Source organism: Cellulomonas sp. ACRRI, from assembly GCF_022346185.1.
GTDB lineage: Bacteria > Actinomycetota > Actinomycetes > Actinomycetales > Cellulomonadaceae > Cellulomonas.
Genome location: NZ_JAKRMS010000144.1, coordinates 1 through 10,192, shown reverse-complemented (window position 1 = coordinate 10,192; position 10,192 = coordinate 1). Strand labels below are relative to the sequence as shown.

The window sequence follows — 10,192 nt, the reverse complement described above, 5'->3', positions numbered from 1 at the left end:
GAGGAAGGGCGCGCGGAGGGTGTGCGCAGCGCGGGGGCGGGGGCGGGGCGCTACGCGCCTGCGGCCAGGGCCAGGGCCGTCGCCACGCGGGTGACCTCGTCCGGGCCGCCCGCCAGGGCGCCGACGGTGACGCGGACGTGGCCCGCCCCGCCCCTCTCGGCGCCGGCCGCCGGGTCGGGGCCGGTCGTCGCCCGGAAGGGGGCGCCCGGCGCCACCCGGATGCCCGCCGCGGCCAGCCGGACCAGCGCCGTCGCCTCGTCGGCCACCGGCACCCACAGGTTGATCCCGTCCCCGGGCTGGACCTCGATGCCGTGCGTCGCGAGCGCGGTGCTCAGCGCCCGCTGCCGCGCGTAGTAGGTGCGGCGGGCCTGCGCGACGGCCGCCAGCGCGTCGCCGTCGTCCAGCAGGTCGGCGAGCACGTGCTGCAGCAGCCGGCTGGTCCACCCGGGCCCGAGCATCCGGCGCGCCACCACCCGGTCCAGCACCGCCGCCGGCCCGCCGACCGCCGCGATGCGCAGGTCCGGGCCGTGCGACTTGGAGTACGACCGCACGTGCACGACCCGGTCGGGCAGGTGGCTGCCGAGGGAGACGTCGGCGGAGGACGCGATCTCGCCGGAGTGGTCGTCCTCGACGATCGTCAGCCCGGCGCCGGGCGTCGCGGCCAGGTGCCGGCGGACGACCGCCGCGATCTCGCGGGCCCGGGTCGAGGTCATCGACACGCCGGTGGGGTTGTGCGCCCGGGGCTGCAGGACGACCACCTCGGCGCCCGTGCGCAGCGCCGCCTCGAGCGCGTCCGGCCGCAGGCCCTGGCGGTCGAGCGGCACCGGGACCCGCTCCAGGCCGAGCTGGTCGCAGAGGTCGAAGATCGGCGGGAACGACGGGTCCTCGACGACGACCCGGTCGCCGAACCCCGCCAGCTGCTCGAGCGTCCGGCTCATCGCGTCGACCGCGCCGTCCACGACCGTGACCCGCTGCGGAGTGAACGGCCAGGACGCGCGGAGCAGGCGCTCCAGCGGCTCGACGACGGGGGTGCCGAGGTACGAGCCGGTGCCGGCGGCGGGCGTCGCCGCCGCCACCCGGGCCAGCGCGCGCCCGAGCGGGGGCAGCAGCGCGGGGTCGGGGGTGCCGGCCGACAGGTCGAGCGGCGGACCGGGGCGGGGCGCCGGGGCCGGCGGAGCGGCGGTGGGCCGGGCAGGGACCCCGTCCGACCGCCCGCCGGCCGCCAGGTCCCGGTACCGGGGCGGCAGCCAGGACGCCGGCTCCGGCAGCACGACCGTCCCGGCCCGCCCGCGCGACGCCACGAGCCCCACGGCGGCCAGCGCCTGCCACGCGCCGCTCACGGTGGCCGGGCTGACGCCCAGCTCGGCGGCGAGCCGGCGCACGGTGGGCAGGCGGTCGCCCGGCCGCAGGTCGCCGCTGCGCACCAGGCGCGAGACGGCGGCGGCGATCCCCCGGGGACTGCGGTCCTCCACGTGCTGGGCCACGTCCATGGGCGTCATCGTGCCCCGGCGCGCACCGCGCGAGGACCCGCCCGCGACCCGGCGCCGCAGTGTTTACAACCCCGTCATCGACGTTCTCGGGGTCGTTACCGGCAGAAACGCCGCAGAAATGTTCAACCCCCAGAGTCACATTCCCATCGGGCCCCGCCACGGCGGCCCGGTCCCGGTCCCACCACCACGCGGAGGTCCTCCATGTCAGTCGTGCGCGTCGCCTTCACCCAGGCCACCTGGACCGGCGACAAGGAGTCGATGATCCAGCTGCACGAGGACTGGACGCGCAAGGCCGCGGCCGAGGGCGCGCAGGTCATCGGCTTCCAGGAGCTGTTCTACGGCCCGTACTTCGGCATCACGCAGGACACGAAGTACTACGAGTACGCCGAGACGGTCCCCGGCCCGACCACCGACCGGTTCAGCGCGCTGGCCAAGGAGCTGGGCATCGTGATCGTGCTGCCGATCTACGAGGAGGACCAGCCCGGCGTCCTCTACAACACCGCGGCGGTCATCGACGCGGACGGCACTCTGCTCGGCACGTACCGCAAGCACCACATCCCGCACCTGCCCAAGTTCTGGGAGAAGTTCTACTTCCGCCCCGGCAACCAGGGGTACCCGGTGTTCGAGACGGCGGTCGGCAAGATCGGCGTGAACATCTGCTACGACCGGCACTTCCCGGAGGGCTGGCGGGTGCTGGCGCTGAACGGCGCGGAGATCGTCTTCAACCCGAACGCCACCGCGCCCGGCATCTCGAACAAGCTGTGGGAGGTGGAGCAGCCGGCCGCGGCCATCGCGAACGGGTACTACGTCATCGCGAACAACCGTGTGGGGCTCGAGGACAACGAGTACGGGGACGAGGCCGTGAACTTCTACGGCTCGTCGTACGCGGTCGGCCCGGACGGCAACTACGTCGGCGAGGTGGGCTCCTCCTCGGAGAACCAGCTGCTCATCCGCGACCTGGACCTCGACGTGATCCGGACGACCCGCGAGCGGTGGCAGTTCTTCCGCGACCGCCGGCCGGACGCCTACGGGCCCATCGTGGCGCCGTGAGCGGGGGATCGCGATGAAGACCCTCATCACCGGCGGCACCGTCGTCAACGCGACCGGCCGCGGCGCCGCGGACGTGCTGATCGACGGCGAGACGATCGTCGCGCTGCTGCAGCCCGGCTCGACCGCCCTGGGCGTCGACCTGACCCAGACGGTCGACCGCGTGATCGACGCGACCGGCAAGTACGTCATCCCCGGCGGCATCGACGCGCACACCCACATGGAGATGCCGTTCGGCGGCACGTTCGCCTCCGACACGTTCGAGACCGGCACGACGGCGGCGGCCTGGGGCGGCACGACCACGATCGTCGACTTCGTGGTGCAGTACCCGCACGAGAACCCGGTCGACCAGTACGCCCTGTGGCACGCCAAGGCGGCCGGCAACTGCGCGGTCGACTACGCGTTCCACCAGATCCTGTCGGACGTGCAGGACTCCTCGCTGCACGCGATGGACGAGCTGATCGCCGAGGGCGTCACGTCCTTCAAGCTGTTCATGGCCTACAAGGGCGTGTTCCTGTCGGACGACGGGCAGATCCTGCGGGCGATGCAGAAGGCGTCCGACAACGGCGCGATGATCATGATGCACGCCGAGAACGGGTCGGTCATCGACACCCTCGTGCAGCAGCACATCGCCCGCGGCGAGACCAGCCCGTACTACCACGGGGTCTCCCGGCCCTGGCAGGCCGAGGAGGAGGCCACCCACCGGGCGATCATGCTCGCCGACCTCACCGGGGCGCCGCTGTACATCGTGCACGTGTCCGCCAAGCAGGCGGCCGCGCAGATCGCCCAGGCCCGGGACCGCGGCCAGAACGTGTTCGGCGAGACCTGCCCGCAGTACCTCTACCTGTCGCTCGAGGACCACCTCGGCGCGAGCAGCGAGCGGTGGGGCGACTTCGAGGGCGCCAAGTACGTCTGCTCGACGCCGCTGCGCTCGAAGCACGAGGGCCACCAGCACCAGATGTGGAACAGCCTCCGCACGAACGACCTGCAGCTCGTCTCCACGGACCACTGCCCGTTCTGCATGACGGACCAGAAGGAGATGGGCCTCGGGGACTTCTCGAAGATCCCGAACGGCATCGGCTCCGTGGAGCACCGGATGGACCTGCTGTACCAGGGCGTCGTCACCGGCGAGATCAGCCTGGAGCGCTGGGTCGAGATCTGCTGCACCACCCCGGCGCGGATGTTCGGCATGTACGGCCAGAAGGGCGTCCTCGCGCCCGGCGCCGACGCGGATGTCGTCGTCTACGACCCGAACGGGCACACCTCGATCGGCGTCGGGAAGTCGCACCACATGGCCATGGACTACTCCGCCTGGGAGGGCTTCGAGGTCGACGGGCACGTCGACACGGTGCTGTCCCGCGGCGAGGTCGTCGTCGACGGCGGCGCGTTCCTCGGCCGCGCCGGCCACGGGAAGTACGTCAAGCGCGGCCTGTCGCAGTACCTGATCTGACGGCCCCACCCCTTCGACCCCGAGAAGGAGGCACGCCCATGGAGTTCGGCGTCGTCCTGCAGAACGACCCGCCCGCGTCCCGGGTGGTGGACCTGGCCCGCCAGGCGGAGACCCACGGGTTCGACTACGTGTGGACCTTCGACTCGCACCTGCTGTGGCAGGAGCCGTTCGTCGTGTTCTCGCAGATCCTCGCGGCCACCCGCAAGGTGATCGTCGGGCCCATGGTGACCAACCCGGCCACCCGGGACTGGACCGTGCTGGCGTCCTCGTTCGCCACGCTCAACGAGATGTACGGCAACCGCACCGTCTGCGGCATCGGCCGCGGCGACTCGGCGGTGCGCACCCTGGCCGGCAAGCCGTCGAACCTGGCGACGCTGCGCGAGTCGATCCACGTCATCCGCGAGCTCGCGAACTCCCGGGCGGTCGAGCACAACGGCCGCAAGGTCCAGTTCCCGTGGTCCCGCGGGTCGGCGCTGGAGGTGTGGGTCGCGGCGTACGGCCCGCTGGCGCTCAAGCTGACCGGCGAGGTCGGCGACGGGTTCATCCTGCAGTGCGCCGACCCCGACGTGGCGTCGTGGATGATCCGCACCGTCCGCGACTCCGCCGAGGCCGCCGGGCGCGACCCGGACGCCATCAAGTTCTGCGTGGCGGCCCCGATGTACGTCGGCGACGGCGACTCCCCGGCGGCCCGGGCGCACATGCGCGAGCAGTGCCGGTGGTTCGGCGGCATGGTCGGCAACCACGTCGCGGACATCGTCGCCAAGTACGGCCAGGGGTCGCAGGTGCCGAAGGCGCTGACCGACTACATCGAGGGCCGGCAGGGCTACGACTACAACGAGCACGGCCGCGCCGGGAACTCGCACACCCAGTTCGTCCCGGACGAGATCGTCGAGCGGTTCTGCCTGCTCGGGTCCCCGCGCGAGCACGTCGAGAAGCTGCAGGCGCTCCGCGAGCTCGGGGTCACCCAGTTCGCCGGCTACCTGCAGCACGACAACAAGGACGAGACCCTGCGGATGTACGGCGAGCGGGTCATCCCGGCGATGGCCGAGCACGTCGTGGCGACGGCATGACGGCCGGGGTCGCGGGCCCGGGCGTCGCGGAGGCCGGGGACGCGGCGGTCGTCGCCCCCTCGGCGGCCGCGCTCGCGCCGGCCGCCCGCCGGACCCGGACGCTGCCCGCGCCACTCCGCGCGCTCCGCCCGGTCGCCCTCGGCCTCGCCGCCCTGGTCCTGCTCGCCGCGCTGTGGGAGCTGGTCAAGGCGGTCGTCCCCGAGGACGGCTGGAGCGTCGGGGACCTGCGGGTGCTGCCGCGCACCACCGACCTGGCGATGCCGCACGTGACCGAGATGCTGGCCCGGCTCGGCGAGCCGCTCACGTCCCAGCCGGGCGCCGACCCGCTGTGGCTCGCGGTGCTCCGCGCCGGCGGCACCAGCCTCCGGATCGCCGCGGTGTCCTGGGTGATCGGCGTCGTCGTCGGGTTCGCCCTCGCCCTGCTGATGACCCGGTTCCGCGTCGCGCGCTCGGCGGTGCTGCCGCTGGTCGTGCTGAGCCAGACCGTCCCGCTCATCGCGCTGGCACCGCTGGTGAAGGGCTGGGGGTCGAAGCTCGAGCTCGGCTTCACCTGGGAGCCGTGGATGTCGGTCGCCGTGATCGCCTCGTACCTGGCGTTCTTCCCGGTCGCGGTCGGGGCCCTGCGCGGCCTCACCTCGCCCGACACCCTGCACCGCGAGCTGTTCGCCGGCTACGCCGCCTCCTGGTCCCAGGAGCTGGTCCGGCTGCGGCTGCCCGCGAGCGTGCCCCACCTGCTGCCCGCCCTCCGCCTGGCGGCCACGAGCGCCGTGCTCGGCGTCGTCGTCGCGGAGGTCTCGACCGGGATGCCCGGAGGTATCGGACGCATGATCCTCGAGTTCGCCAACTTCGCCAGCAGCGACCCCGCCAAGCCCTGGGCGCCGATCTTCGGCGCCGTGCTGCTCGGCCTGGTCGCCTCCGGGGCGGTCGCCCTGCTCGGCACCGCGCTGCGCCGGTTCCGCCGCGCGGAGGTGACGGCGTGAGCGCGCCCACGGCCGCGGGTGCCGCCCCCACCGGCGTGCCGGCCACCGCCGCCGCGGCCGTCCAGGTCTCCGGCGTCGGCCGCGTCTTCCCGGGGGAGGGCGGGCGGTCCGTCACCGCCCTCGAGCACGTCGACCTCACGGTGGGCGCGGGGGAGTTCGTGTCGCTGATCGGGCCGTCCGGCTGCGGCAAGTCGACGCTGCTCCGCCTGGTCGCCGACCTGGACGCGCCGACGTCGGGCTCGATCGACGTGTTCGGGCGGCCGGCCCGGGAGGCGCGGCTCGGCCACGACTACGGCATCGCGTTCCAGCAGGCCGGGCTGCTGCCGTGGCGCACCGTCCGCGCCAACATCGAGCTGCCGCTGTCCCTGCACGGCGTCGGCCGCGCGGCCCGCAGGGAGCGCGCGGACGAGATGCTGGCGCTCGTCGGGCTCACCGACTTCGCCGACCACTTCCCGGACCAGCTGTCCGGCGGCATGCAGCAGCGCGTGGCGATCGCCCGGGCGCTCGCCGAGCGACCCAGCCTGCTGCTGATGGACGAGCCGTTCGGGGCGCTGGACGAGATGACCCGCGAGCGGCTGCAGTCCGAGCTGGTCCGGATCTGCGCCGAGACGCAGGCGGCGGTCGTGTTCGTGACGCACTCGATCCCCGAGGCGGTGTTCCTGTCCGACCGGGTCGTGGTGATGTCGGCCCGGCCGGGGCGGATCGCGGGGATCGTCGACGTCGGGCTGGGGCGGTCGGGGTCGCGCGGCGACGACCTGCGCGAGGACGCGGCGTACTTCCAGGCGGTCACGGCGGTGCGCGAGGCGCTGCACGGCGGGTCCGACGTGCCGAGCCGCGGGGTGGAGACGCGGTGAGCGCCGCCGCCCCGGCGCCCGCCGCCGCCCCGGCGCGGGCCCGCCGCGCCGCCGCCGCGTGGGGTCACCGCGCCGCGCCCGTGATCCTCCTCGCCGCGCTGGTCGCCGCGTGGCAGGCCGTGGTGACGCTCGGCGACGTCCCGCCGTTCCTGCTGCCGAGCCCGGCGGCCATCGCCGGCGAGTTCGCCGAGTTCCTGCCGACGATCGCCTCGGCCGCGCTCGTCACCGGCACGAACGCGCTGGTCGGTCTCGTGATCGGCGCGGTGGTGGCGATCGCGGCCGCGATCCTGGCCTCCGCCGTGCGGGCCGTCGACCTGCTGCTCGACCCGGTGGTCGCCGGGCTCGCGGTGGTCCCGGTCGTCGCCCTCGCCCCGGTGCTCTACACGATGTACGGCGCCTCGGTGGAGACCGGGCGGCAGATCGTGGTGGCCGTCGCGGTCGGCGTGCCGGTGTTCGTGAACACGCTGCGCGGGCTCCGGCAGGTCCGGCCCGTGCACCGGGACCTCATGCGGGCGTACGCGGCCACGCCGCGGCAGGCGACCCGGGCCGTGACGATCCCGACCGCCCTGCCGTTCGTCTTCACCGGCCTGCGGCTGGCGTCCTCGCTCGCGGTGATCTCCGCGATCGTCGCCGAGTACTTCGGCGGCCCGCGGTCCGGGATCGGGTCGTTCATCACCACGGCCGCGGCGGGGTCGAACTACGCCCGCGCCTGGGCCTACGTGCTCGGCGGCGTGCTCGTCGGGCTGCTGTTCTACGGGGCCACCTCCGCCGTCGAGCGGTGGGGGACCCGCGGGGTGCGCCGGGCCTGACCGCCGCGCCACCACACGTCCCGCGCCCGGGGGGTCGGCGCGGGCCGGCACCACCCCGCCTGCCGACGGCGCCAGGAGGGCTCTCCCGTGATGCGACGACAAGGGGACGACATGAGGAACACCACTAGGCGGGCCCGCCTCGGGCTCGGGGCGCTCGGCGTCGTGGCGGCGCTCGCGCTGACCGCGTGCGGCGGCTCGGACGACACGGCCGGGTCGACGGAGTCACCGAGCAGCGGCGGCGGGGACCTGACCCCCGTGAAGCTCCAGCTCCAGTGGCTCACCCAGGCCCAGTTCTCCGGCTACTACGCCGCGCTGGACCAGGGCTACTACGAGGACGCCGGCCTCGACGTCGAGATCCTCCCGAGCGGCGGCGACATCGTGCCGCAGGACGCCCTCGCGAACGGCGAGGTCGACTACGCGATCGCGTGGGTGCCCAAGGTGCTCGGCTCGATCGAGCAGGGCGCGGACATCACCAACGTGGCGCAGATCTTCGAGCGGTCGGCCACCCTGCAGGTGTCGTTCGCGGACGCGGGGATCGACTCGGTCGCGGACCTCGAGGGCAAGACGATCGGCTCCTGGGGCTACGGCAACGAGTGGGAGCTGTTCGCCGGGCTCAACAAGGCCGGCGTGACGGACTTCGAGATCGTCCAGCAGGCGTTCGACATGAACGCGTTCCTGGCGGGCGACATCGACGCGGCCCAGGCCATGACCTACAACGAGTACGCCCAGCTGCTCGAGACCGAGAACCCGGAGACCGGCGAGCTCTACCAGCCCGAGGACTTCTCGGTCATCGACTGGAACGACGAGGGCACGGCCATGCTCCAGGACGCGATCTGGGCGGACGCCGGCCGGCTGGCCGACGACCCCGAGTACGCCGAGACGACCGTCGCGTTCCTCAAGGCCTCGATCCAGGGCTGGATCTACGCCCGGGACAACCCGCAGGAGGCCGCCGACATCGTCACGGCCGCGGGCTCGACGCTCGGCACCAGCCACCAGCTGTGGATGACCAACGAGGTCAACAAGCTCATCTGGCCGTCGACCTCCGGCGGCATCGGCCTGATCGACCAGTCCGCCTGGGACGCGACGGTCGCGATGGCCAAGGAGACCTCCAACGAGACCGGCGCGACGATCATCAGCGCCGACCCGCCGGAGACCGCGTACACCAACGAGTACGTGCAGCAGGCGCTCGACGAGCTCGAGGCCGAGGGCGTGGACGTCGAGGGCGCGGACTTCGAGCCCCTGACCGTCGAGCTCAAGCCCGGCGGCAACTGACCGGGCCGGGGCGGCGGCGTCCGCCGCGCCGCCGCCCCGACCCCACCACCCCTCACCACGGAAGGCCCGCACCCATGACCGCACTCGACGCCGACGGCGCGCTCGCCCTCGAGCTCGACCGCGCGCACGTGTTCCACTCCTGGTCCGCCCAGGGCGCGCTCGCCCCGCTCGTCGTGGCGGGGGCCGCCGGCTGCGAGGTCGCGCTGGCCGACGGGCGGACCCTGCTCGACTTCAGCAGCCAGCTCGTCAACACCAACATCGGCCACCAGCACCCCCGCGTGGTGGCGGCGATCGCCGAGCAGGCCGGACGGCTCGCGACCGTCGCCCCGTCGCACGCCGTCCTCCCGCGCGGCCGGGCTGCCGAGGCGATCCTGCGGCACGCGCCGGCGGGGTTCTCGAAGGTGTTCTTCACGAACGGCGGCGCCGACGCCAACGAGAACGCGATCCGGATGGCGCGCCTGGTCACCGGCCGGGACAAGGTGCTGTCGGCCTACCGGTCCTACCACGGCAACACCGGCGCGGCCGTGGTCGCGACCGGCGACTGGCGGCGGGTGCCCAACGAGTACGCCCGCGGCCACGTGCACTGCTTCGGGCCCTACCTGTACCGCTCGGAGTTCTGGGCGACGACCCCGGAGGAGGAGTGCGAGCGCGCGCTGCGCCACCTGGCGCGGGTCGTCGAGTCGGAGGGGCCGTCGTCGATCGCGGCGATCCTGCTCGAGACGGTCCCGGGCACGGCGGGGGTCCTGGTGCCGCCGGCGGGGTACCTCGCGGGCGTCCGGGAGATCGCCGACCGGCACGGCATCCTGCTGATCCTCGACGAGGTGATGGCCGGGTTCGGCCGCACGGGGTCGTGGTTCGCCCTCGACCAGCACGACGTGGTGCCCGACCTGGTCACCTTCGCCAAGGGGGTCAACTCCGGCTACGTGCCCGCCGGCGGGGTCCTGCTGTCCGACGCCGTCGCGCACGTCTTCGACGACCGGGTGTACCCCGGCGGCCTGACCTACTCCGGGCACCCGCTGGCGATGGCCGCCGTCGTCGCGACCATCGAGGCGATGGAGGACGAGAAGGTCGTCGAGAACGCCGCGCGCATCGGCAGCGACGTGCTGGCGCCCGGGCTCGCGGCGCTCGCGGACGCGCACCCGTCGGTCGGCGAGGTCCGGGGGACCGGGGTGTTCTGGGCGCTGGAGCTGGTCACGTCCCGGGCGACCCGGGAGCCCGTG

The 10,192-nt window shown here is 73.8% G+C and carries 9 protein-coding genes; 8 read left to right on the top strand and 1 reads right to left on the bottom strand.

All coding sequences use genetic code 11. From position 1 onward, the window contains the following. Positions 1–50: 50 nt before the first annotated feature. Positions 51–1,490 carry a PLP-dependent aminotransferase family protein gene (locus tag MHY85_RS18430; RefSeq protein ID WP_239199241.1) on the bottom strand — a complete coding sequence of 480 codons (1,440 nt, stop codon included), beginning with the start codon at positions 1,488–1,490 and terminating at the stop codon, positions 51–53. Positions 1,491–1,691: 201 nt separating this feature from the next. Between MHY85_RS18430 and MHY85_RS18425 the strand changes: the two genes are divergently transcribed. The 8 genes from MHY85_RS18425 to MHY85_RS18390 form a co-directional block, all read left to right on the top strand. After that, positions 1,692–2,540: a nitrilase-related carbon-nitrogen hydrolase gene (locus tag MHY85_RS18425; RefSeq protein WP_239199238.1), complete on the top strand. Its 849-nt coding sequence runs from the start codon at positions 1,692–1,694 to the stop codon at positions 2,538–2,540. Between the two features lie 13 nt (positions 2,541–2,553). Next, entirely contained in the window at positions 2,554–3,987 is a 1,434-nt protein-coding gene (gene hydA, locus MHY85_RS18420; RefSeq protein ID WP_239199233.1) for a dihydropyrimidinase, read from the top strand. 38 nt (positions 3,988–4,025) lie between these two features. Continuing rightward, entirely contained in the window at positions 4,026–5,057 is a 1,032-nt protein-coding gene (locus MHY85_RS18415; RefSeq protein ID WP_239199230.1) for a TIGR03842 family LLM class F420-dependent oxidoreductase, read from the top strand. Then, complete coding sequence (locus MHY85_RS18410) at positions 5,054–6,037, top strand: ABC transporter permease (protein ID WP_239199227.1); 984 nt, start codon at positions 5,054–5,056, stop codon at positions 6,035–6,037. The genes MHY85_RS18415 and MHY85_RS18410 overlap by 4 nt, the downstream gene beginning before the upstream one ends. Further along, the gene (locus MHY85_RS18405; RefSeq protein WP_239199224.1) at positions 6,034–6,891 is read left to right on the top strand and encodes an ABC transporter ATP-binding protein; all 858 of its coding nucleotides are present in this window, start codon (positions 6,034–6,036) and stop codon (positions 6,889–6,891) included. The genes MHY85_RS18410 and MHY85_RS18405 overlap by 4 nt, the downstream gene beginning before the upstream one ends. Next, positions 6,888–7,700, top strand: coding sequence for an ABC transporter permease subunit (locus MHY85_RS18400; protein WP_308191433.1), 813 nt, complete (start codon positions 6,888–6,890; stop codon positions 7,698–7,700). Before MHY85_RS18405 ends, MHY85_RS18400 begins: the two co-directional genes overlap by 4 nt. Positions 7,701–7,811: 111 nt before the next feature. Continuing rightward, a complete protein-coding gene (locus MHY85_RS18395; RefSeq protein ID WP_239199221.1) occupies positions 7,812–8,972 on the top strand; it encodes an ABC transporter substrate-binding protein in 1,161 nt (386 codons plus the stop codon). A gap of 74 nt (positions 8,973–9,046) precedes the next feature. Continuing rightward, on the top strand, positions 9,047–10,192 hold a 1,146-nt coding region (locus MHY85_RS18390; RefSeq protein ID WP_239199218.1), incomplete at its 3' end, for an aspartate aminotransferase family protein.